23 protein-coding genes are annotated in these 22,724 nt (G+C 42.1%); 11 read left to right on the forward strand and 12 right to left on the reverse strand.

All coding sequences use genetic code 11. The features are described 5' to 3' along the window. Positions 1 to 592 precede the first annotated feature (592 nt). Positions 593 to 1,375 (forward strand): ester cyclase, encoded by a 783-nt coding sequence (locus tag ACOOFG_RS00585; RefSeq protein WP_420421703.1) that lies wholly within the window; start codon positions 593 to 595, stop codon positions 1,373 to 1,375. A 224-nt stretch (positions 1,376 to 1,599) separates the two neighbouring features. Here the strand turns inward: ACOOFG_RS00585 and ACOOFG_RS00590 are convergent, their stop codons facing one another. Beyond that, positions 1,600 to 1,890 carry a helix-turn-helix domain-containing protein gene (locus ACOOFG_RS00590; protein ID WP_420421704.1) on the reverse strand — a complete coding sequence of 97 codons (291 nt, stop codon included), beginning with the start codon at positions 1,888 to 1,890 and terminating at the stop codon, positions 1,600 to 1,602. A gap of 371 nt (positions 1,891 to 2,261) precedes the next feature. On the opposite strand from ACOOFG_RS00590, the gene ACOOFG_RS00595 reads away from it, so the two are divergent. From ACOOFG_RS00595 to ACOOFG_RS00625, 7 genes are all read left to right on the forward strand, one after another. Next, positions 2,262 to 2,792: a peptidylprolyl isomerase gene (locus ACOOFG_RS00595; protein ID WP_420421705.1), complete on the forward strand. Its 531-nt coding sequence runs from the start codon at positions 2,262 to 2,264 to the stop codon at positions 2,790 to 2,792. An 81-nt stretch (positions 2,793 to 2,873) separates the two neighbouring features. Continuing rightward, positions 2,874 to 5,393 (forward strand): hypothetical protein, encoded by a 2,520-nt coding sequence (locus ACOOFG_RS00600; RefSeq protein ID WP_420421706.1) that lies wholly within the window; start codon positions 2,874 to 2,876, stop codon positions 5,391 to 5,393. Beyond that, entirely contained in the window at positions 5,393 to 8,200 is a 2,808-nt protein-coding gene (locus ACOOFG_RS00605; protein ID WP_420421707.1) for an RHS repeat domain-containing protein, read from the forward strand. The genes ACOOFG_RS00600 and ACOOFG_RS00605 overlap by 1 nt, the downstream gene beginning before the upstream one ends. Beyond that, the gene (locus tag ACOOFG_RS00610) at positions 8,193 to 8,759 is read left to right on the forward strand and encodes a hypothetical protein (protein WP_420421708.1); all 567 of its coding nucleotides are present in this window, start codon (positions 8,193 to 8,195) and stop codon (positions 8,757 to 8,759) included. Before ACOOFG_RS00605 ends, ACOOFG_RS00610 begins: the two co-directional genes overlap by 8 nt. A 131-nt stretch (positions 8,760 to 8,890) precedes the next feature. After that, entirely contained in the window at positions 8,891 to 9,445 is a 555-nt protein-coding gene (locus ACOOFG_RS00615; RefSeq protein ID WP_420421709.1) for a hypothetical protein, read from the forward strand. 78 nt (positions 9,446 to 9,523) lie between these two features. Further along, a complete protein-coding gene (locus tag ACOOFG_RS00620) occupies positions 9,524 to 9,955 on the forward strand; it encodes a hypothetical protein (RefSeq protein WP_420421710.1) in 432 nt (143 codons plus the stop codon). 9 nt (positions 9,956 to 9,964) lie between these two features. Continuing rightward, entirely contained in the window at positions 9,965 to 10,090 is a 126-nt protein-coding gene (locus ACOOFG_RS00625) for a hypothetical protein (RefSeq protein ID WP_420421711.1), read from the forward strand. A 1-nt stretch (position 10,091) separates the two neighbouring features. Here ACOOFG_RS00625 and ACOOFG_RS00630 read toward each other — a convergent pair whose 3' ends face one another. From ACOOFG_RS00630 to ACOOFG_RS00640, 3 genes are all read right to left on the reverse strand, one after another. Further along, positions 10,092 to 10,577: a hypothetical protein gene (locus ACOOFG_RS00630; RefSeq protein ID WP_420421712.1), complete on the reverse strand. Its 486-nt coding sequence runs from the start codon at positions 10,575 to 10,577 to the stop codon at positions 10,092 to 10,094. Beyond that, entirely contained in the window at positions 10,574 to 11,962 is a 1,389-nt protein-coding gene (locus ACOOFG_RS00635; RefSeq protein WP_420421713.1) for a hypothetical protein, read from the reverse strand. The genes ACOOFG_RS00630 and ACOOFG_RS00635 overlap by 4 nt, the downstream gene beginning before the upstream one ends. A 355-nt stretch (positions 11,963 to 12,317) precedes the next feature. Continuing rightward, a complete protein-coding gene (locus tag ACOOFG_RS00640; RefSeq protein WP_420421714.1) occupies positions 12,318 to 12,506 on the reverse strand; it encodes a hypothetical protein in 189 nt (62 codons plus the stop codon). Positions 12,507 to 12,546: 40 nt separating this feature from the next. On the opposite strand from ACOOFG_RS00640, the gene ACOOFG_RS00645 reads away from it, so the two are divergent. Next, a complete protein-coding gene (locus tag ACOOFG_RS00645; RefSeq protein WP_420421715.1) occupies positions 12,547 to 12,726 on the forward strand; it encodes a hypothetical protein in 180 nt (59 codons plus the stop codon). Positions 12,727 to 12,885: 159 nt separating this feature from the next. Here the strand turns inward: ACOOFG_RS00645 and ACOOFG_RS00650 are convergent, their stop codons facing one another. The 3 genes from ACOOFG_RS00650 to ACOOFG_RS00660 form a co-directional block, all read right to left on the reverse strand. Continuing rightward, entirely contained in the window at positions 12,886 to 14,754 is a 1,869-nt protein-coding gene (locus ACOOFG_RS00650) for a hypothetical protein (RefSeq protein ID WP_420421716.1), read from the reverse strand. Next, the gene (locus ACOOFG_RS00655) at positions 14,718 to 15,872 is read right to left on the reverse strand and encodes a hypothetical protein (RefSeq protein WP_420421717.1); all 1,155 of its coding nucleotides are present in this window, start codon (positions 15,870 to 15,872) and stop codon (positions 14,718 to 14,720) included. The genes ACOOFG_RS00650 and ACOOFG_RS00655 overlap by 37 nt, the downstream gene beginning before the upstream one ends. Before the next feature lie 107 nt (positions 15,873 to 15,979). Continuing rightward, on the reverse strand, positions 15,980 to 16,186 hold the full coding sequence (locus ACOOFG_RS00660; RefSeq protein WP_420421718.1) for a hypothetical protein: 207 nt from the start codon (positions 16,184 to 16,186) through the stop codon (positions 15,980 to 15,982). A gap of 171 nt (positions 16,187 to 16,357) precedes the next feature. On the opposite strand from ACOOFG_RS00660, the gene ACOOFG_RS00665 reads away from it, so the two are divergent. Then, entirely contained in the window at positions 16,358 to 17,746 is a 1,389-nt protein-coding gene (locus ACOOFG_RS00665) for an ATP-dependent DNA helicase (protein WP_420421719.1), read from the forward strand. Continuing rightward, the gene (dacB, locus tag ACOOFG_RS00670) at positions 17,731 to 19,137 is read left to right on the forward strand and encodes a D-alanyl-D-alanine carboxypeptidase/D-alanyl-D-alanine endopeptidase (RefSeq protein WP_420421720.1); all 1,407 of its coding nucleotides are present in this window, start codon (positions 17,731 to 17,733) and stop codon (positions 19,135 to 19,137) included. Before ACOOFG_RS00665 ends, dacB begins: the two co-directional genes overlap by 16 nt. On the opposite strand, the gene ACOOFG_RS00675 is transcribed toward dacB, so the two are convergent. The 5 genes from ACOOFG_RS00675 to ACOOFG_RS00695 are packed head-to-tail and all read right to left on the reverse strand — an operon-like array spanning position 19,110 to position 22,720. After that, positions 19,110 to 19,814, reverse strand: a complete 705-nt coding sequence (locus tag ACOOFG_RS00675; protein ID WP_420421721.1) for a hypothetical protein — start codon at positions 19,812 to 19,814, stop codon at positions 19,110 to 19,112. The two genes, dacB and ACOOFG_RS00675, sit on opposite strands and share 28 nt — an antisense overlap. Further along, the gene (locus ACOOFG_RS00680; RefSeq protein WP_420421722.1) at positions 19,811 to 20,536 is read right to left on the reverse strand and encodes a hypothetical protein; all 726 of its coding nucleotides are present in this window, start codon (positions 20,534 to 20,536) and stop codon (positions 19,811 to 19,813) included. Before ACOOFG_RS00680 ends, ACOOFG_RS00675 begins: the two co-directional genes overlap by 4 nt. After that, positions 20,533 to 21,285 carry a hypothetical protein gene (locus ACOOFG_RS00685; RefSeq protein WP_420421723.1) on the reverse strand — a complete coding sequence of 251 codons (753 nt, stop codon included), beginning with the start codon at positions 21,283 to 21,285 and terminating at the stop codon, positions 20,533 to 20,535. Before ACOOFG_RS00685 ends, ACOOFG_RS00680 begins: the two co-directional genes overlap by 4 nt. Continuing rightward, the gene (locus tag ACOOFG_RS00690) at positions 21,282 to 22,016 is read right to left on the reverse strand and encodes a hypothetical protein (protein WP_420421724.1); all 735 of its coding nucleotides are present in this window, start codon (positions 22,014 to 22,016) and stop codon (positions 21,282 to 21,284) included. The genes ACOOFG_RS00685 and ACOOFG_RS00690 overlap by 4 nt, the downstream gene beginning before the upstream one ends. Further along, positions 22,013 to 22,720 (reverse strand): hypothetical protein, encoded by a 708-nt coding sequence (locus ACOOFG_RS00695; RefSeq protein ID WP_420421725.1) that lies wholly within the window; start codon positions 22,718 to 22,720, stop codon positions 22,013 to 22,015. Before ACOOFG_RS00695 ends, ACOOFG_RS00690 begins: the two co-directional genes overlap by 4 nt. Positions 22,721 to 22,724: the final 4 nt, after the last annotated feature.

Genomic DNA, 22,724 nt, shown 5'->3' on the forward strand with positions numbered 1-22,724 from the left:
AAGCCGGACTACTTTTTAGTTCAACCCGTATTTTCTACTGGTCTTCTAAGGCTGCGTAAGGAAGTTGACATGAAGGATAGAGCGTCAATAAATCTTGTTGTAAAATTTACTGATGGGATAAGTTTTGAACCATCTTTTGTTAAAGGGAGGTATCTTAGGGAGGATTAAACTTAGCAGGGTTGAAAAACTCCCCGAGATACCTCGGATCTTTTTTTATGTTTAATCATATGAATCTGTGTTTTTTTCACTCAACTAAAGAAAAAATTTCAATTTTTTCTCACTAGCTCTTTTAGTCTTTATATAAAATTTACATTGGCTGCGTAATTGGTTTGTAATTAACCGTTTAATTGAAATGTTTAATTGAGAAGTAAGAGAAATAGTGGTGGTCAATAAGTTTTTATATAAGTAGTTTCTACTCAGAGGATTCTTTATTTTTTCGAATTGAAACCTTCTATTAAGTTTTTGTTGCATGGTTTTGCTATTAATTATAATTTTAGATGTGTAGTTATTATATGGTCTGACTTTTTAATGGTTGTGCAAATTGAGCGACAGCATAATAATGCGTAATCATGTTTTTTGAGGGAAAAATTTTATGTCGGAACATGTGAATTTAGTGAAAGAGATTATTCGTAATTTTCACTTAGAAGATAAACGTGAATTCTACCTGAAGCAAATGTTTTCATCGAAACTTCAATACCGCATTGTTACGGAAGAAAGAGAAGGAAATGAAACATGTCTTGCTAATTTAAAAGACTGGTACGCTGCCTTTCCAGATTTATCGTTAAGTTTGGTTGAGATGCATGAATATGGCAAGATGTTGGTGACGATTGTTCAAACTCAAGGGACACATTTAAATCAGTTTGAGGGTAGGGGATCAACGGAGGGGTTAGCTTCGGGACTTATGTATGAGTTTTCCAAGTTGAAACCAACTCAAAAAAAAGTGACATGTCGTCTTGTGGTTGTATTCGTATTTAGAAATGATAAGATTGAAAACTTATCTGTGTATGCTGATGAAACTTCATTGGCTCATCAGCTCGGCTTGCATCCTCTTTTGTTGCATTCAATAGAGCACAAAGACTTGCGTAGAAACAGACAAATCGTTTTAGAGCACTTAAAAGGGGTATTATCTATTGATTTATCTGATCGAGAGATCGAATGCCTTGTGTTTGGGGTGAGCGGTTTTAGTTCAAAATACATAGGAGAAATATGCGATCTCTCTTTCAGAACAGTTGAGTCATATTTACAAAGCGGCTATCGGAAGTTGGGGTGTTTTGGAAAGCAGCACTGCTTAGAGATAATCATCGAAAAAGAATTGTTGTCCATAGTGCATGACCTTTGTAGTATTCTACTGAAACTGAGAGAAGCTAAGGGATAAGCATTTCAAAAAATGTAGCTAAAAAGCTACAGCTAGTGTCTGATCCACGTTGTGAAAATTGAATAAGGAACAATATGGGAAAGCGATCAAAAAAATACAAAGAAGAGTATCTATATAAGCTAGCTGCAGAACCCAAAAGAGGCTGCAGGCATATCTGAATGAGTGTTGACAAGATGATGATCCTGTTGTTTTTCTTTGAGCTTCTCAAGTATGTCTGCAGAATTTTAAAGGAGCGTGGCTTCGAGGCTGTTCAGGCGTTCTTCGAGGCGATTGAGATGTGTTTCTAGATGCTTCAGTTTTTCTTCAATGGGGCTTTTTGGAATAGGACTATTTTTTTCTTCGATGAGTTCTTTGACGGTGACTTCACCGTTTGTATATTGTTCGATTTTAAGGGCAAGCTCGAGAGAGGGTTTCCGCTCTTTTCTTAGCAGTTGATAGAGGTATGAGGTTGAAATTCCCAAGTCTGAAGCGAATTTTTTCACGGGTAAATCGTACTTGAATAAATAGCCTTTCATTTTTCAACAATTTCCGTTTCTGTTGCAAAGACTAATCCCTAAAGTTTTTTAATAAATGTGTAATATTCATGCTTTTGCATACGGGGAGTTGGAGAAAAAAACATTACTATAGTGTTTGTTACGGAAGATAAATTTCTTTGGGCGACTTTTTTGGTCAAGGACTGCGAGGGGCTTTTGTTTGTGTTGAAAAGAAAGGAGGTGGAAATCTATGCTGGAAATGTTTTGTGAAAGGGAGACATCTCAGGGAGCGTCAAACTTAGCAGGGTTGAAAAGACTCCCCGAAATGCCTCAGAGCTAATTATTCGCCCCGATCTTACGGGGTTGTTATTTTTTTCTCAACTGCAGAAAAAATTTTAGATGGAGACGTTATCATGAAGAAAGTTTTAGTTGCACTACTCATGTTTTTTTGTATCGGGGTTTTTGCTAAGCCTGTGATCGTTATGGAAACAACTGAAGGGACGATAGAAATCACATTAAAGCCTGAGGTAGCACCTAAAGCTTGTGAAAACATGGTTCAACTTGCAAAGAAGCAATATTATGATGGAACGAAGTTTCATCGGGTGATTCCTAACTTTATGATTCAAGGTGGAGATCCTGAGGGAACGGGAAGAGGTGGAGCGTCTGTTTGGGGCGTTAATTTTAAGGATGAGTTCAAGTCAGACGTGAAGTTTAATCGTCCTGGTCTTCTCGCGATGGCCAACCGCGGTCCCAATACCAACGGGAGTCAGTTCTTTATCACAACGACAACGACTCCATGGCTTGATTACAAACACACGATTTTTGGTGAGGTTACAAAGGGATACGACGTTGTCAAAAAGTTAGAAAGTTTTGGTTCTCCTTCTGGCTCACCAAAGAAAGAACTCAAACTTATTCGTGTAACAGTCAGAGAAGACGCAGAGTAATTCTGCGTCATCTGTTTTCTTTTCAAAAATTAATCTTTTGTATTAGCCTGCTGATGTTTTTTGTCTAAGCATTGGTAGGGTATGCTTAAAAAACTCTTTTTTCTCTTAGTTTCATGTTCAGTTTTAGTTGCAGATGATGATCCCTACCTCATGTCCGACTTTGGGGGGGAACCTTCTGGCATAGTTGAGGGGTGTGTCAATGTGATCACAGGTGATTATGTTGTCAGACGGGACGATTTGGTTGTGAAAGGACTGGAACCGATTCGTTTTCCTTTAAACTATTCTCCAAGGGAAGTTAGGAAGAAGTTTAAAATTTATGGAGGGTGGAACTTTGCCGAAAAGTTTTTGCTCATTGAATTAGATCACACAGATACTCTTAGCGTCTATGAAAAGTCGGGGATTCGGGTCGATTACTTTTACAATTATTATGCAGTGAAAAGAAGCTTGCCGCTTCCTCTTAGAAAAATTCCTGGGGGTTGGACAAATACAGCTTTAGGGGATATTAGTGCGCGCTATAATCCGCTAAATAATAAAGTGTATTCAAAGAAGGGTGATCCTCGAGAAATCATCGTAGAAGCTCCTGATGGTTCTGTGCGGTATTATCGTACAAAAGAATCGAAGAAACGTGTTGAAGCTGATTGGACAACAAGAGGTGTGCCAATCGAATTTTTACTTCGCTCTGAAGTGCTTTCTAACGGCAATATCATCGAATATGAATGGGAAAAGTTAGCAGATAAACGATGGAGAGTGACGAAAATCAAGTCCAAGTCACCCAAAGGTAAAATTTATGCATGGATGACAATTGAGTATGACCCTGCTGATGACAAGCATCGTAAGGGGCTCTTAATTAAAACAAGTGATGGTCGCACAGTTGAGTATAAGTTTAACTCAAAGTACGACCTTCGAGGGGAGAGGCTCTGTTTACTTAGCAATGCAAGATATTCGTTCAAACCCGCTGTGCAATACAACTACTGGAAGAGCAAGAGAAAAGATGTTTATCCTAGCCAGATTATTGGTCCAGATGGACGTTTCTTTGAACTGAATTATTACACGCATGGTTGGAATGAAGATGGGGGCTTGTATATTGAAGATCGGTCAGAGATCAAAGATAAAACCTATACACGTGTGCAGTCGCTTTATCAGCCTTTTGGGACGACATCAGAGCTAGAACGTACTCATGTGTTCCGGTACTCACCAGGGAAGTACAAAAAGGGAAGTGGAAGCACTGATGTTTTTGATGCGCAGATGAACTTGTCTCGTTACGATTACAATGAGAATTTTGTCTTGACGACGATAGAGCGTTACTTTGGCAAGCATACGCTCTTTTCGAAAGAAAATTTCGAGTGGACAGATAAGAGTTGGCTAAAAAAGAAAAGTTTGTGTGGAGGGGATAAAAAGGCGCTTCTGACTTATTCCTATACCTATGATGATCATGGAAATGTGAAATCAGAAACTCACTTTGGAAACCTTGATGGAGGGGGTGAGAGTTCTTATGTTATCAATCGCGCTTACTATGACAATCACCTTCTGAAAAGTGAAACGTTTCCCAATGGAAAGGTTGTTGAATACTTTTATATTGGGGGGACAGATTTGTTGCGTGCAAAGTTGGAGCATGCATCGGATGGTTCTATGCAGAGACGAACGTTTTATGAATATGAAGAAGCTGTTTTAGTGCGTGAGGTGACCGATAATGGGACGGGACGCTTGCTTGCGGATGTGACAGATGTGACACAACGTTTTGTGAAACGAATCACCCCAAATTCTGCGGAGTTCATGTATGGAATGCCTCATGTTGTGCAAGAGGGGTATGAAGAAAATGGGCAAGAGATTTTCTTGAAGAAACAGGTCATTCACTACGACCGAGAGGCTTTGGGAAATGCGTCGTGGATTGAGCATTATGATGCGATGGGTGAGCATCAGTACACACTGGATTACCGCTATGATGAAGGGGATCGATTAGTTGAGCAAACAGATCCTTTGGGTCGTGTGAGAAAGGTAGGCTATGACGCGAATTACAACCCCATTTTGGATCATGATCCCAACGAAAATTTCGTTTTAAGTCAGAGATATGATCACATGAATCGCCCAGTAGTGACGGAGCAAGCCTCTTTTTCTGGGGACAAACGAGAGGTGGTGCATCATTACAATTCGCTAGGGCAAAAGGTCAAAGAAATCGACTTTCGGGGAAATGTGACCCTTCAAGAGTATGATCCTTTTGGGCATCCGACGAGAACTGTTTTGCCTGAGATGGCAACGGGATGTCAATCACCTGAAATCAATCGCACTTACAATGCCCTTGGAAAGCCTATCGCTGAAACCGATCCTGAAGGACATGAAACATGCAGGTGGTACAATGCGCGAGGCAAGCCGATCCGTATTCTCTATCCAGATGGAGCTGAAGAGACGTTGTCATATGACCCTTCAGGGCAATATGTGAAAAGTCACACTTCAGCTGAAGGAACTAAAGCGGAATATGACTACGATGTTTTTGATCGCGTTGTTGCCAAGAGGGTTCTATCTCTCAAGGTGAGCTTCTGTGTGCTGAAAGTTTCACTTATGACGCCTTCAAGCTCCTTTCTAAGACGGACCCTGACGGAGTAGTGACAACTTATGGTTATGACGGCGTCGGGCGCAAAGTGCGAGAAGAAGTTCTCGGACGTGTGACAACCTATGACTATGACGCGCTTGGGCGGATGCATCGCATGACGCGATGGAAGGATGGCCACCCTCAGCAAGTTCTCGTTAAAGACTACGATTTGCTCGACCGTGTTGTTGAGGAACGTCAAGAAGATGAGGATGGCTTAGTTTATGGTCTGGTAACCTACACCTATGATGATTTTAGTAATAAAGTTGCTGTGACAAAAGAAGTTCAAGTGGGCGATGCCATTGAACGCACAGAGTATGACCCGTTTCGACGAATTGTAAAGCGGTTTGACCCGCTTGGACATGTGACAACAATTGACTATGACGATCACTATGAAAATGCATTGGGGCAAAAGGTACTCCGCAAAATCACAACTGACCCCATGGGGAGAAAAACTCTAGAGACGTTTGATGTGTTTGGAAACCTTGTTTTGCTGGAAAAACAAGATGCTGAGGGCAAAGCCCTCTTGCAAGAGGCTTTTTTCTACAACCTCAACCAGATGAAAACGAGACAAGTCAGTACTCTTTTTGATCCGGATAAAACCATTGTCAAATCTTGGACTTATGACTCGCGTTCACGGCTTATTGAACTGAGAGAAGCTGTGGGGGAGCCGATTGAAAAAGTGACTCGCTATACCTACACAGTAGACGGACATCTTGAAACGATCCTCAAACCAGATGGTGAAACGATTATTTATTCTTATGATGGATTGGGTAGGCAAACTTCTATTCGAACATCGGATGGCAGCTGTCACTACGCGTTAAAATACGATCCAATGGGAAATGTCATAGAGTCGCATGATCTTGTTCATCACCAAACGACAAAGCGTACCTATAGCCACTTTGGCGAGCTTCTTGCAGAAACTCAAGCCAATTATCAGCGCCTTCAAAATACCTATGATGAGCTGGGACGTCGAACAGCCATGATTTTTTCCAATGGCTCCAAGGTTCTTTATGATTACACTCCTTATCATATGGCAAAAGTCGAGCGAATTTCCAGAAATGGCACCTCTCTTTATGCCCATTACTACACGGAATACGACCGAAGTTTTAACCTGACCGAAGAAAGACTTGTTTCTAAAGAGCCGCTGTACCATTTGGTCGACCTTCTTAGTCGGCGGATTGAATCGGACTCTCCTTATTCGAACGAACGCATCACTTATATTGATCCTTGTGGCAATGTCCGTGGTTACAAACGGACTCTAGATGGGTCTATCGAAACGTCCACTTTCGAGTACGATGACCTGAATCAACTCGTTCAGGAAGCTGGGCTTTACAACCACAACTATGCCTATGATGCGCATCACAACCGGTTGCAAAAAGACGATTCTACCTACAGTGTGAACCTTCTCCATGAACTCGAGGCCACATCTGAAGGAACCTTTGAGCACGACCTCAATGGAAACCGCATTGCCTCTTCAAAAAACCAGGCTCAATACACCTATGATGTGCTCGATCGTCTGGTTCAAATGCGAAGTGGGGATTTGGCGATTCGGTTTTCCTATGATTCTTGGAACCGGTGTCAAACAGCCCGCTATCTGCAGCTAAGCGACGGCATCTGGCAACATAAGTACAGCCAAGAGTTTCTCTATGATGACCAAAATGAGCTAGGGGTTTATCCCCGTCAGCTTCGCATCTTAGGCCAAGGCAAAGGAGCTGAAATCGGTGCTGCCATTGCTATCGAACAAGACCAGAAAGTTTACCTTCCCATTCATGATCTTTTTGGCAACATCATCGCCCTCCTTGATCCCAAAACCAACAGCATTCAAGAATCTTACCGCTACACTGTCTACGGAGAAGAGGAGATCTTTGCTTCCTCAGGTTCTCAGATCTCTGACTCCTTCCTCCACAATCCTTGGCGTTACCAATCCAAGCGAAAAGTAGGACAACTTGTGGCTTTTGGTCGTCGCTTCTATGATCCTGAGACCGGCCGTTGGCTTTCTCCCGACCCCAAAGGATTCGATGAAGGGCCGAACCTCTATCAATTTTTGGTAAATTGCCCCATGCTCCATTTCGATTTCTATGGCGCTGAGGTTCAAAGAGAGGTTGATTTTGCGGCCCTATCGAACCGAGTAAAAATAGATCATGACTTCGAAGGTAAGCTCGGATATCAACGTTCATTTAACTATACCTATTACCCCGATATTGACTATAATCGTATGCAGAACCATCCGATTGTATCTGGAAAAAAGGCAATTGGATTTACATGTGGAATTGGAAATACTTTCGAAAGTCATCGTGATCTTGTGAAGTTAACTTCACGGTATGCTGGGAATGTCCCAATTGAATCAACTTTCAATGCGACACAGGGTTTTCCGAGGGATATACAAAAATGTGGTAAAGCATTGTATCTTGAAGGGACAACGTCTGCGGTTTGTATACGTGAAAGGTGGATGGATTTTTTTGAAAACAGCGAAGGTCTGAAGTACTGTGAAATTGGACATAGTGGAGGCTCAGCTCAAATATTTATAGCAGGTTTGACGATGCCGGAGAAGCTCAGAAAAGAAATTACAGCAATCTCTATTGCGGGCGAAGTTGCAATTCCTAATGGATTGTTTGGTAAAACGTTTAATTATCGAAGTACTCATGACATAGTTCCCCATTTCCAAAAAATATTTGGGAACTTTAGCACTAGAAGTTCAAAGGTTACGGTGCTTAAAAGGCACCCAGATGCGCCAATTTTTGACCATAGTTACTCTAGTCCAACTTATGAAAGAACTTTAAGAGCTCATATGAATGAATTTATTGAAGGTATTTATGATTAGTAAGAAAAAGTGCATTGGGTTCTCTGTCATTTTCATCATTATAGTTTCTTCGGTTTTTATTTCAGGGGCAAAAATGGAATATGTGATTCCCGAGTATGAAAAAATATCAGACGAAATTACTGCGAGAACAGCTAAGAAACTTAGCAGGAAATATCAACTGGACCCGATAGGTTCTGGTGGATCAATGATGCATGATGTAGAAATGTTAGCGTTAAGCTTTAACTGTTATCGTTCTTTATCTATTAATGAGAGCAGAGAGTTAGTTATTAATTGTGTGAATGAATATATTAAATCCATAAATGAAAATGAAGATATCAGACCCTATTTACATGACTATCCCTTCTCTGCACAAAATATCCAGATAAAAATCTTTTTTTTCGGAGATGAGAATTTTCAAAAAATCCCCCCTGGGAAAATAAATGTTGTGTCTACAGGGAAGAAACGAGTGCGTTACTATACTGATAGTGATGAAGATGAGTATAAGTTAGAAACGTTGCATCAGGAAACATATGAAGAAGCATTACGCATTGTGAGAGAGCTCGGACGATTAGCCCCTTAGCTTATTTTTTGTCCAATGCACAGCAATGAAATGTTAACTTTGATCTCTATTGGACTTTCAGCAGAAGGAGGATATAAAGTACCTGTCGAGAATGTTTGTAGTGATTTGAGAAATAGATATGGAATAGATCAATGAAGAGAAAAGTGTCATACTTCTTATTATTTCTGTTACCTGCCGTCTTTTTTTTTAAAAAATTTCAAGGTAAAGAAGAGCAACCTGACTATGTAAAAATCTCATCAGAGATAATGGCTGAATATATAAATGACATTAATATGACCTATGGGGTCAGTTGTTATGGATCTGGAGGAAGTTTCTTAGATAATGTAAAGATGATTTCTCTTTCATTTTCTGCAAGCAATATGAATTTAAGCATCGATCAAAGCCGGATTATGATAGTAAATGCTGTTGAAAGTCTGCTTAAAAGAGTGAATGATGATGAAAGAATTCACCCATACTTAGAACATTTTCCGTTTTCTTCGCGAGGAATTAAAATTTCTTTTTCTTTCCATAACAATAAGGGTGAGAGGGTCAGTGAAGAGTTTGTAGCATATGCTTCAACCGATGAAAAAGGACGGGTCTTTTATTCCGGATATGATCACAAAGCAGAAAAATTTAAAGATCTACATCAGGAAACATATGAAGAAGCATTACGCATTGTGAGAGAGCAAGGACGATTAGCTTCTTAGCTTTTCCATTGTAGTATGCTAATCCAATATATAAAGGCGGTGTAACTTACCATATGGGTAAATTCACTGGAGGGTTCTATGACGAATAAGAAAAGATGGCTTGGGCTTGCATTCCTTGTTATCCCTTTAATTTCTTGGATTTTTATTTCAGGGACTAAAATGGAATATGTCATTCCCGAGTATGAGAAAATCTCAGACAAGATTACTGCGAAAACAGCTAAGACACTCAGCAAAAAATACCAACTGGACCCAGTAGGATCTGGTGGATCAATGATGCATGATGTAAAAAAGTTGTTTCTTAGCTTTAATTGTTATCACCCTTTGTCAATTGATGAAAGTAGAGAATTAGTCATTAACTGTGTAAATGAGTATCTTAAGTCGGTAAATGAAAATAAAGAGGTTAGACCATTTTTACACAACTTTCCTTTTAACGAGCAAAATATTGAATTGGCTATCTTTATTTTTGAGGATTGTAATTTTACAAAGCTTGAGCCTGGTCAGGTATGCTGAGCATCTACGGTGAAAGGGAAGATATTTTATCATACTAAAGATTCTGAAGACGAATACAAGCGTGAGATGCTGCATCAAGAAACGTATGAAGAAGCTCTGCGCTCTTTGAGAGAGCAGGGGCGGTTAGCCCCTTAGCTTACTTTTTATCCAATGCGTAGCACTCAAATGTTAACTCTGTGAGCTCAGGATAAAAGATTTTAAAGTATTCTTTTCCTTGTTCTTGCAATTCTTTTAAGTTTTTAAATTCAACTCGCCCTAAGTTGTCGTCTTCTATAGAGTAAATTTCACGCGCTTTGTCGAAAACTAGATTTACTGCATGACCTCCTCTGGTTTTTGGGTTGCGTATAGCCAGAATCACCTGTGAATATCCTAACTCACTAAATTCACTCATTTTTTTTACTAGGTTCTCGTATAGTCCACCATCTGAGGAGAACGGCTCAGTAGTGTGGTGATGTCGAAGTCCATACACTTGACAATTTTCCTTAATTGTTTGAATTGCTTTGTCAAATAACTTTTCTTGGTTGTGCAACTTCACACGACGTTGTCCGAGATTTTGGTGAAAGCGCGTTTTTTCTGTGCTTCCCATTTGTATGGTCCTGCGGTCAATTTTGGGATCTTTCATACTAGTGCTCCTTCGATACTAGGTGAGAGGACTTCTCTTGTGAAGAGTTCGAAGGTCTGAATGAGTGCTGGGTAGTGGGCTGCGAAGTTCTGGCTTAGCGCGGGGTTGGGTTTGTGTAGATCGGTAAAGCGTCGGAAACGCATTTGTTTTGCGTTGGCGGTTTCAGTTGCTAATGCACGTTGTGCTGTGGCGTCTAAAAGCTCGGGCTTTGCTATTGATTTTTTAAGAGTTTTTAGGAGCGATGATTGGGCGTTAATGACAGTTGCTTTTTCTTGATCTTGGTAATCTTGAAGTTGGGATTCAAGGATTTTGTGCTTTTTTCCAATAAATTGGATGAAAATGTTTTCTTCTTCAGAAATAACGAATGGTGCTGGATTAAGGAGTGCGTCGAGTGCTGTTTCTAAGTGTTTAAACTCGGTTGGATCGCCTGAAATGGAGCGGAGGATGCGAATTTGACTTTTGATGTCTAAGACATGATCACGTAGAAAATGTGATTGTAAATCTAAAGACCCAAGCTTTTCCTGGATGATTTGTAGAGCCTTTTGTCGGCGAACATCGGGAGAAGCAGATGCAACTGCTTTTTTGCGAGCAACTGGCGCCATTGGTGATGATGACTTATCAGGGCTAGAATTGGAGGACTTGTTTTCCCACATGGCAAAGATGCCTTTTTTTGCCTTAGGCTCTAGTTTGGGTTTTGGAAGTTCTGGTTCTGGAATGGATAGTGCTTGGCGAAGGGCTTTTGCTGTAGGTTCAAGAAGTTTTCCATCTCCATGTTCTTGGAATTCACTTTGAATTTTGAGAACGGCTTCGTATAGGGCAATTTTCTCTTCCTGCTTGAAAGTGGGATGATCAAAGGATTTAATTGTTTCTTGGATGTATTCTTCAATATTAGTTGCAATTTTTAATCTTCTTTCTGGTGCGCTAAGATCTCCAAGTTTTCCTTTTTCATAAGTAACGAGTTGCGCGAACTTCGGGTTTGTTTTTTGAATTTTAGCGTTCCAAAGCCCGATCATTTTGCTGTGGGATTGTTCTAATCTGCTATCCGCATCGGCTGAAATCACTTGAGGTTTGAGCTCGATGTATTGGTCTAGTAAGGGTTCAAGTAATAGAAGTTCTTCACTTGTTGTTGCATTTTGGATGGCTGGAATGAGGTGATCCTGTTCAAATGCGGCTAGTTTTTCCGCGATTGGGCCAAGTTCTCCTGAAATAGGCTCTGATATGAGCTCTTTCAGCTCAAGTGGAAAGCTGCTTTTGATGCCTTTGTGGAGCCCAAGTGTTGTTTCTAAAGCTTCGATCACTTCGTTTAGTTCAGCTCCATTTTCTCCAAACTCCGTTTGGATTTGAAGGAATGCTTGATAAAGCGCGACTTTGTCGTTTGTTGGCATGTTTGGGTTGTCTGCAATACGTGCAACGAGTTGTTGAACCTCAGTTAATTTTGAGACAACTGTGGCTCTTTTCTCAGAGCTGACAAGGTTAGAAATACGTCCTGGTGTGTAATTGAGTACGAATTGGTAATGTTTGTCAGCCGTGCAGCGTGTATAGTTGTAGTTTGCACGTGTCTCTTCCTTGAGCTCATCAAGCTTGCCACGTTGATCGACTTCATCAACTTTTGACTTAATGTCAAAGACGAGTTTTACAAGAGGTCTGAGGACAGCAAGTTCTTCGGGGGATTGTGCATTGAGTAGTGCTGGGTTTAGAACGCTTTTTTGAAACTGGTAAAGTTGTTTTGCAACACTGACTTTATCTTCTATGGTGTCTTGGTCGGCAAGCTCGTTTAGCCGAGCGATGAAGGGTTTCGGGGGATAATTGTGCTCTGAGATCGGTTAAAAGGCTCATTGTGTAGAGAGCAACAGTAAATGGTGTGCCCTTTCCTCCGTCTTCGAGTTGGGCGTTGATTTGCCCAATTTTTTCGGCAAAAGTGGCGATCATATCACTATCTAACTCTTTATCAGATATTTGCAATTGATGGATGACTGAAGTGACTACAGATGAGATTCTCTCAACATTGGAATCTGATATTGTGGTTTTTTCTGGATCAAAAGAACAAATAGACTTAAAATCAGATGATTTAGTGGCTTACGCACTCATTTTTCTCCCCTTAACTATAACTTTTAAATTTAATATTAATTATAACAAAAATTTTATTTGATATAAAGGTTTAATTAATTTGGGTTTGATCTAGAGTGATTGAGTAAATGATGATAAAAAAGAAATCGAGTCGTGATGGAGGAAGTGCCGCTGAATGATGCCAACGGTTCTACAGGCAGAGAATATAGAGAGTAGGGGCGGTTAGCCCCTTAACTTACTGCTAGGCCAAGGCGTAGCATTCAAATGCTAGCTGTGTGTTATGAGGATAAAAGATTTTGAAGTATTCTTTTCCTTGTTCTTGCAACTCTTCTAAGTTTTTAAATTCAATTCGTCCTATGTTGTCATCTTCTATAGAGTAAATTTTACGCGTTTTGTCGAAAATAACGTTGACTGCATGGCCTGTTTTGGTTTTTGGATTGCGTAAACTCAGAATCACTTGCGTATATCCTAACTCACTAAATTCGCCCATCTTTGTTGCGAGGTTCTCGTAAAGTCCGCCATCTGATGAGAACGGCTCAGTGGTGTGATAATGTCGTAATCCATACACTTTACAATTTTCCCTGATTGTTTGAGTTGCTTGGTCATAGGACATGCGCTCATTGTGCTCTCTCACTTGACGTTTGACGAGATTTTGGTGAAAGCGTGTTTTTTCTGTGCTTCCCATTTGTATAGTGCTGCGGTCTATGTCGGGCTCTTTCATAAGAGTGCTCATTCGAGAAAGGGAGTTATTATAGCAAACTCCACTGCCTAGGTTGGTGTTGTCGTTGTCTCCCTGATTGTGTGGCATGACGATTCTGTTAATGTTATCAAATAGCCAGAAATGCTCATCTTGGAAATGCGCTTGGTAATTTGTTTGAAATGTCTCAGCACCATCTGTTTTGTGCTCTTCGACTTTTTCTGAGAGGTAAGGTTCTAGCGCTCCTAATGGGGTGCGGTCAATTACCCTGAGGTCGAGGGAATTGAGAAATTCTTCTTGGCACCAGTGGGCATAAATAGGGAGTTGTCGGCTTGGATCCATGTAGGAGTAGTGGGGCAATAACCTTGAAAACTTGCCATCTGTCGTTGAATCATAGGCTGTGACTAACTTGCTCCATGTTTCTTCGAGACTCGGTAAGACGGTTTCTCTTGTGAAGAGTTCGAATGTCTGAATGAGCGTTGGGTAATGGGCTAAAAAGTTTTGGCTTAGCGCGGGATTGGGTGTGTGAAGATCGGTAAAGCGGCGGAAACGCATTTTTTTTGCGTTGGCAGTCTCAGTTGCTAATGCGCGTTGCGCTACGGCATCTAGAAGTTCTGGTTTTGCAATTGATTTTTTAAGAGTTTTTAGCAGTTCCGATTGGGCGTTAGCGACTGTTGGTCCTTCTTGAGCTTGGTAATCTCGAAGCTGGACCTCAGAGAAGCTGTGCTTTTCTCCAACAAAGTGGATGAAAACGTGTTCTTCATCGGAAATGTTGAGTGGAGCGGGATTCAGGAGTACGTCGAGTGCTGTTTCTAGGTGTTTGAACTCGGTTGGGTCGCTCGAAATGGAGCGGAGGGTGCTAATTTGACGTTTGATGTCTGAGATATGATCATTTAGAAAAGGTGATTGTAAATCTAAGGATCCAAGCTTTTCCTGGATGATTTGTAGAGCCTTCTCTCGGCGAACTTCAGGTGAGGGAGATGCAACTGCTTTTTTGCGTGTAACTGGGGTCAATTCTGGTGATGAACTTTCTGATCTGCTTTCGGAGTCGCGCTTTTGCCACATGGCAAAGACGCCTTTTTTTGCTTTGGGTTCTGCCACAGGCTCTGGTTTGGGTTTTGGTAGCTCGGGCTCTGGAATAGAAAGTGCTTTGCGTAGAGCTTTTGCTGTAGGTTCAAGACGTTTCCCATCACCATACTCTTGGAATTCACTTTGGATTTTAAGTACGGCTTCGTATAGTGCCATTTTCTCTTCTTGCTTGAAAATGGGATGATCAAACAATTTGATTGTTTCTTGGATGTATGCATCCAGTTGCTCTGCTTTTTCCACTCTTGTTTCTGGGGCGCTGAGATCTCCGAGTTTTCCTGTTTCATAGGTCACGAGTGGCACGAAACTCGGGTTTGTTTTTTGCATTTTGCGTTCCAAAGTTCGACCATTTCGTCGTGAGAGTTTGCTAATCTGTCTTCCGCATCAGCTGTAATCACATGAGGTCTGAGTTCAATGCATTGGTCTAGTAAGGGTTCAAGTTCTAGAAGTTCTCGTCGAGTTGTCGCCTTTTGAAGGGCAGGAATTAAGTGATCATTTTCAAATGCCGTTAGTTTTGCCGCAATTGGGGCAAGTTCTCCTGTAATCGGTTTTGCTAAGAGCTCTTTCAGCTCAAGTGGAAAGCCACTTTTGATGCCTTTGTGGAGTCCAAGTGTTGTTTCTAAAGCACCGATCACTTCGTTTAATTCAGCTCCATTTTCTCCAAACTCTGTTTGGATTTGCAGGAATGCTTGATAAAGAGCGACTTTCTCATTTGTTGGCATGTTTGGGTTGTCTTCAAGGCGTCCAATGAGTTTTTGAACCTTAGTCATTGATGAGACAACTTCGGCTCTTTTTTCTGAGCTGTCTAAGTCGGTAATAGCTCCTGGAGTGTGATTAAGTACTAATTGGTAATCAGCGTCAGACGTGTAGTATCGATAGTTGTAGTTTGCAAGAGTTTCTTGTCTGAGCTCTTCGAGTTTACCTTTTGGATCGACTTCGTCAACTTTTGACTTAATTTCAAAGACAAGTTGTGCAATGGGTTTAAGGGCAGCAAGTTCTTCGCGGGATTGTGTATTGAGTAGTGCTGGGTTTAAAACGTTTTTTTGAAAAGTGTATAGCTGCCTTGCTACTCCGACTTTATCTTCTATGGTGTCTTGGTCGGCAAGCTCTTTTAGCTTTGCGACCAAAGGATCTGCTAAAACATTTTGGTTTTCGGGGGATAAATGAGTTCTGAGATTGGTTAGAAGGTTCATTGTGTAGAGAGCAACAGTAAATGGAGTGCCCTTTCCTCCGTCATCGAGTTTGGAGTTGATCTGTCCAACTTTTTCAGTAAAAGTGGCAACTGCATCGCTATCCACCTCTTTATCAGTCTCTTGTAAGTGAGAGATGACTGAAGAGACTACAGATGAGATGGTCCCAAGGCTCGAATCTTTTACTGTGTGTTTTGCTGGATTAAAAGAACAAATAGACTCAAAGTCCGATGTTTTAGTGACTTCCGCACTCATTTTGTTTCCCCGTTATTATATCCCTATTAATATAATCTTAATTATAGCAAATATTTTAATTAATAGGAAGGGGAGAAGACTAATTTAAGCTCTTGTAAGCAAGTGGATTATGAGAAAAGTTTTTCGTCCGGGGTTCCGACCGTCGCTCGTTTTACAAGTGACTGAGCATCAGTTTCTTTTGCCTGATCAACTGCTTTTTGAAGAAGCTGCTCGATTTTGGCTTTCATTATGTCTTTGGGCGTTGGTAGGGGGCCTTCATTCGTTTGTGTATTGCTTGAGTGACTAGCTGTTGTTGTGGCTGGCATTTGACACATCTAAAAACCCTCATGTTGAAGTTTAATAAAGCAAAAGCATAGTCCAGGTTTTTATTCTTTTCAAGGGTAAATAGTTTAAGAAAAGTTTATAATTTAGGTCTTTGGTAATCATTTTTTTCGGAAAAAAAATTGATGTGGTAGGATGATGTCAAATTTTATGGAGTGTCGATTTTGAATGACGAAGTTGTCATAGATCAACTTGTAGCAGAGAGTGTAGGAGCTCCAGAAGCTGCTGAAATGATGGAAGCTGTGCGGCAGGGGCATCTGTGTGTAAAAAAAGTCGTTCCGACTGCTCGTGAACTGCATGGTGATGAAGAGTGGTTTGAAGAACCGATCGGACAGTGGGGTGACTTGGCTTATTTTCAACGGTGTTGGGTCATGGAGTCGCGCGTTGTGCGTGAATTAAAACGACTCATGGTAGATGTCAAGCCGATTGACATGATAGCAACAGGTTCGTTGAATGAGGGGCAGAAGGAAGCGGTGAGTAAGGGGCTTCAAACAAGTGTTTTTTGTTTATCAGGAGGTCCCGGAACAGGAAAGACACATACGGTAGCAGAACTTGTGGGTCAATTTTCTGATGCGGGAGGCGAGGTGATTGTGGCGGCGCCGACAGGCAAGGCGGTTGCTGAGTTGATGCGTCGATTGGGGAATGTCAAGGGAGGAACATTGCATCGGCTGCTTGGTGTTCGGAGCGTCAGTGATGTTTTGTGGGGAAAGAAAAAGTTAGATGCGGGGATGGTTGTTGTTGATGAGTGTTCGATGATCGATGTCGGGATGTGGGGGGCGCTCTTGAGTGCGATTCGGGAGGGAACACGTTTGGTTCTTGTGGGAGGTCACGATCAACTTCCTCCAGTTGAAGCGGGGACGGTGTATGAGGAAGTGTGTCGATGGATGAAAGAGTGTCATCCTAAATGTTATGCTCATTTGGATGAGTGCATGCGCAGCGACCAGGTGGAGATTTTAGAGATGGCGGCGCGTGTGAAGGAAGGGAAAATAATTGAAGGGAAAAGTTTGAAGGGGTTGGATGTGGGAGAGTGGAAAGAGCGTTTCGAGCGTAGTGGTTTTCGTATTTTGTCTTGTTTGCGTGAGGGACCCTTTGGGGTAGAAGCGATCAATCGCGAGCTTTTTGAAGCTTTTCGCAAGGGGTATCGAGGAGGAGAGTGGCGCATTCCTGTGATGGCAACTCGGACGAGTTATGAATATGAAGTTTGTAATGGAGAAATGGGGGAATTGGTGAAACAGTCGGGATCGGTGGAACTTGAGGCGGATGATGTGGTGGATTTTGGGGATAAGGTGATTCCTGCAGTCTTATTGCCAGGTCTTGAGTTGGCGTATGCGATCTCGGTGCATAAGAGTCAAGGGAGTGAATATGACAATGTGGCACTACTGGTGCCGCCAGGATCTGAAATTTTTGGCAGAGAAATCCTTTATACTGGTATAACTAGGGCCCGTTTGTCTCTCGAAGTTTATGGTGAGGCGGAAACAATAGAACTTTGTGTGGCCCAATCGGCGCAAAAGTTGTCTGGAATAAGGAGAAAGTTGGAATGTTTAGAAGCGTAATTTTTTTACTCATTTTCACAGTCGCAGCTCAGGCAGCATCTGTCAAAGACAAAACAGCATTTATTCAAAGTGCGGTTGAAAAGACAATTGAAACAGCAGATCCGACAGCGCAAGTAGGAATTGAAGTGGTATCGCTAAATGGTGAGCTTTCTTATGAACGGAATAGCGAAAAGCGGTATGTCCCAGGCAGCAGCGTGAAACTTTTTGTTGCAGCAGCAGCGCTTGATCTTTTAGGAGAAAGCTATCAGTTTGAAACACGGATGATGACTGATGGAAAAGTGAAAAAGGGTGAGCTTGTTGGCAATTGCTATTTGGTGGCTTCAGGGGATCCTTCACTTGATGTGGAAGGGCTTGAGGAAATCGTCTTAGCCATGAAGGCAAATGGAGTCGATCACATCAAGGGAGATTTGGTGCTTGACTTGTCGGTGTTTGATGACATCACGCAAGGTCCTGGTTGGATGTGGGACGATACAGATACGTATGGTTACTCTCCCGTTAGCGGAATCATTCTGGAACACAACTGTATACAATTTACAGTCAAACCGAGTAGTGAAGCAGGTCGACCCTGTTATGTCGATTTATATCCTCGGTGCGGTGCCATCAGCATTATTAACCGCTCGATCACAGGAAAGGGTGGAAGTTCGGCCAATGTGCGACGCCTTTATGATGGACGGTTTGAAGTTGTGGGATCGATGGAAATGGGTGATCAACCAAAAAAGTTGATGCGTCCAGTCCGTGAGCCTCATGAGTTTACTGGGGATATCATGAAGGTTCTCTTTAAACAAAATCAGATTGTTTTTGAAGGAGAAGTGAAAGTGGGAATGTGCGTGAAACATGTGAAAGAAATAGGAACGCATCGTTCAAAGCCACTTGCGAAGATTTTGCTGCCGGTCCTGAAGGACTCAGACAATCTATACGCCGATGCGCTCTTTAAAAAAGTTGGTGAAGCGCGCTATGGAGTTCCTGGAACATGGCAAAAAGGAAGCCGAAGTGTGCGAGATTTTTTGGAGCAAAAGGTAGGATTGGATATTAGTGAAATGGTTCTTGTAGATGGTTGTGGAGCTTCACGTTATAATTTGGTTTCACCAAGACAAATGGTTTTATTTTTGAAGTGGGTTCACGAAAAGTTTCTCTATCGCGAGGCACTAAAGGCAGCTCTTCCCATTGCAGGAGTGGATGGATCGCTTAGAAAACGGATGACGGCTCCGTATATGGTGTCTAAAGTACGCGCCAAAACGGGGACAATGACAGGTGTATCTGCGCTTTGCGGTTACTTAAACGATGATGCTGCTTTTGCAATTTTTGTGAATGGTTACGTCAAAAAAGGCCGCGAAATCAAAGGCAAGATCGAAGATGAAATCTGTCACGTATTGCTTAATTCTGGGCTGTAGATTTTTTCGAACATTTCTTTTTTGAAGGCACCTGAAAAATGAATGATGAAGGTGTCATCGGTAATTCCGTGTTGGAAACGACGGTTGAAGATCGTGGGCATATCCTTGATCGGAAAGTTTTGCGTTTGTATGAGATGATTGAGGACGTCTTGGTCTCCGATAAATTGATGCGTGGTGGTTGTCGTTTTGTCAGCCCACTCTTGAATCAGGGGAAGTTTGGTTTGAAAGCTGATGACTCCTGAGTTGAAGATGGTTTTGTCATAGCAACGGCACATCGCGAGCCCCGACTCATCAGAAGCATCCATGAGCGGCATGAGAGGTTTGATCACAAAGGTGTCTAAGTCCAGCCAAATGGTCTTGTCAAAGGGGCTTTGAGTGATGGCGTAGGGTTTTTGAAACCAAACTTGGCGTGAAGTCCAGATGATATCGGTGTAGGTTTGTTCCCATTCTGTCCATAGTTTGGGATCGACGTCTTTTTTGGGTGCGGGGATATTTTTTGGAACTTTGGGATCGATGATCGTTCCCCTTTTTTCACACCAAATGCGTGCACTTTTCGACATGCCAAAATCGCAAAAGGCAACGGGATATGTGTTGGTTTGAGAGTAGTAATGCCACCAAAGTTTGAGCATCCATTCGTGGGGTTCGTCGCACCCGGTGAGAATTCCTTCTGTTTTCATTTGAACTGCTGGGGGTTAAAGATTTTTCGGTACAATTCTGATTTGCCAACACTGCCAAAGTGCACAATAAATGTGTCGGGAGAAAGGTTGGCTCTGGGCTTTGCATTAAAGATGGGAGAGAGGGGAGTAATGGGGGCTTTGTCTTCGCAAATGAGTCTGCTCAAAATTTCCTGATCGCCTAGAAAAAGATGACTCCATTCTTGAGCCTTTTGTGCCCATTTTTCAATGAGTGGATGATTTTTGGTGTAGCCAACGATGCTTGTTGCGTATGAGACTTCTTCAGGAAGAAGCTTGGTCGGGTTGTAAGAGCGATAGCAATCTTGGGTGAGGGCGATGCGATTGAGGTCGAGTTCAAAAAGAGAGGAGAGGGGTTTGATGACAAAGGTGTCGATATCAAGCCAAAGTGTTTGCTCATAAGGTGTTTTTAAGAAAGCAAAGGGCTTGTAAAACCAACACTTACGCGATTCCCACGGATTTTTGTAAGCAACTTCCCATTCCCGTTTTTTAGAAGGGTCAATTTTTTCTTCAACTGTAGGAACACCTTTTGGCGGGGAGATGGTGATGACGTCTCCTTTGGATTCGCACCAAAGACGTGCGCTTTTTGACATGCCAAAATCCATGAAGGTGACGGGATAAGTGTTGGTCTGAGAGTAGTAGTGCCACCAGAGTTTGAGCATCCATTCGTAGCGTGCATTGGTTCCTGTGATAATACCTTGGCTCATTTGGGGGCGACTCCTAGCTTTTTGAAAATTTGGTCTTTTCCAATGTTTGTTGCGTAATGGACGATGAGTGGATCTGGATATGAAAACTCTGGATAATCGGGGATGTAATTGTAGTAGGTTGAGAGTTCGTAAATGTTGTACTGTTCCTCATAAAGGGTGCGGTTGAGAATGTCCTGATCGGAAAAAAATACGCTGTTGTACTTCTTGCAGTTTTCTAACCATTTTTGAATGACAGGAGAATCTTTTCGGTAAGCAATCACGCCAGCTTGATAAGCAGATTCTTTGGGATGGAGAAGTCCAAGATGGAGGCGGAGGAAATAACCTTGAGGTGTGTCTTTACAAAGAGCAAACCCGTCTTCAGCTTTTTTGAGAGCAGTAAAAAATGGGGCGAGAGGTTTTTTTACTTGTGCATCTAAATCGATCCAGATGGTTTCTTCAAAGGGAGTGCGAGGAATCACAAACGGCTTATGAAACCAAGCTTTGCGCGCGCTCCATGAAGCATTTTTGTAAAGAGGTTCCCATCTTTTGAGGAGGGTAGGGTTGATTTTTTCTCTTGAAGTGATGAAGTCGTCCGGAAGGTCGAGAGAAAGAACTGTTCCTTTGGTTTCACACCAAGTGCGTGCATTTTTGGTCATGCCGAAATCACAAAACACAACGGGGTAGGAGTTATAAGCAGAGTAGTGAGTCCACCACCATTTAAGCATCCACTCGTGTCTTTCATCGCACCCTGTAAGAATTCCTTGCTTCATATCATTCCGGTTTTAAGGTTGATATAGAGAGTTTGTTTTCCTGTATGGGCAAAATGGACAATCGCCACATCATCGCGCATTCCACTTGTTAAGCGCCAATTGTAAATTTCAGGAAGCTCCTTGATCGAAACGTTTTCTTCATGTGCCATACGTATGAAAAGATCTTGGTCACCCATAAATTCTGCAGACCTGGTGTCAGCTCCTTCAGCCCACTTTTTCAAGAAGGGATGATCTTTTTTGTAACTCATTATCCCAGTGTTGTAAACGGCATCATTAGACTGGTAAAACCCGCATTTTTTTCCGGAAACGATGCCATGTTCAATTTCTGGAGCAAGTGCTAAGCCTGTTTCTTCACATGCGTCAAATAGGGGTTCAATGGTACGGATGACAAAGGTGTCGATATCAATCCAAGCAGTTTGCGGATAGGGTGTGCTTAAAATTGCTTGAGGTTTTGCAAACCAATAGGGACGGGAGGGCCAAAAGTCGTGTTGCGTTGCCATTTCGTTCCAAATTTTGATTTTTTCTAAGGTGACTTCCTCTTTTGTTGCAACAGATGCTGGGGCAATGTCGATGACGGGCGCTCGTTTTTCACACCAAAGACGGGCGCTTCTTGACATGCCGTAGTCGATGAAGGTGACTGGAAAGGAGTTGCTTTTGCAATAATGTTCCCACCACGACTTAAGTAGCCACTCTTGTTTTTCATTGCAGCCCGTAATGACTCCTCGCGTCATGATATGGCCTCTGTTTTAAGTTTTTCAAGAAGGGTGGATTGTCCCATTTGACTGGCGTAGTGGTAAATGACGTCATTGGATTTGCCGAGAGCCGGATGGATGCGGTTAAATGCAGAAGGGAGAAGAGTAACAGAAACTTTTTTTTCAAAGATCAGACGGCTAAGTAAGTCTTGATCTCCCAAGGCAGTCGTTTGCTTAGCAGCCTCGGCCCAAAGGGAGAGAATGGGTGCATTGGCTGGGTAGACAATAACGCCTGTATTAAAGCTCTTGGCATCTTTCGGGATGAGGCCGGCACTTTTTTCTGCTTCTTCACGAAAAAAAAGTTCAGGACAAAGGGCAAATGTGTTTTCAGGGCACTTGTTAAAAAGAGGGGTCAAAGATTGTTTCACTTCAGCATCGATGTCGATCCAAATGGTTTCGTCATATGGAGTTTTTAAAAGAGCTTGAGGTTTAGACAGCCACGTTTTTCGTTTAATGCGGGCAAAAGTTGAGGCGCACTCAGGTGCAGCACCTGCTTCATTTATGTTGAGAGCAAGGACCTTGCCTTTGGTTTCACACCATTTTTTTGCGCCTTGCGTCATTCCAAAATCGATAAATGTTACAGGGTAAGAGTTACTCTTTTGGTAGCTATTCCACCACCATTTAAGCATCCATTCATGGTGTGAGTCGCATCCGGTGAGAATGCCTTGGCTCTTCTTTGTCATAATG

The organism is Simkania sp., from assembly GCF_965215465.1.
Lineage (GTDB): Bacteria > Chlamydiota > Chlamydiia > Chlamydiales > Simkaniaceae > Simkania.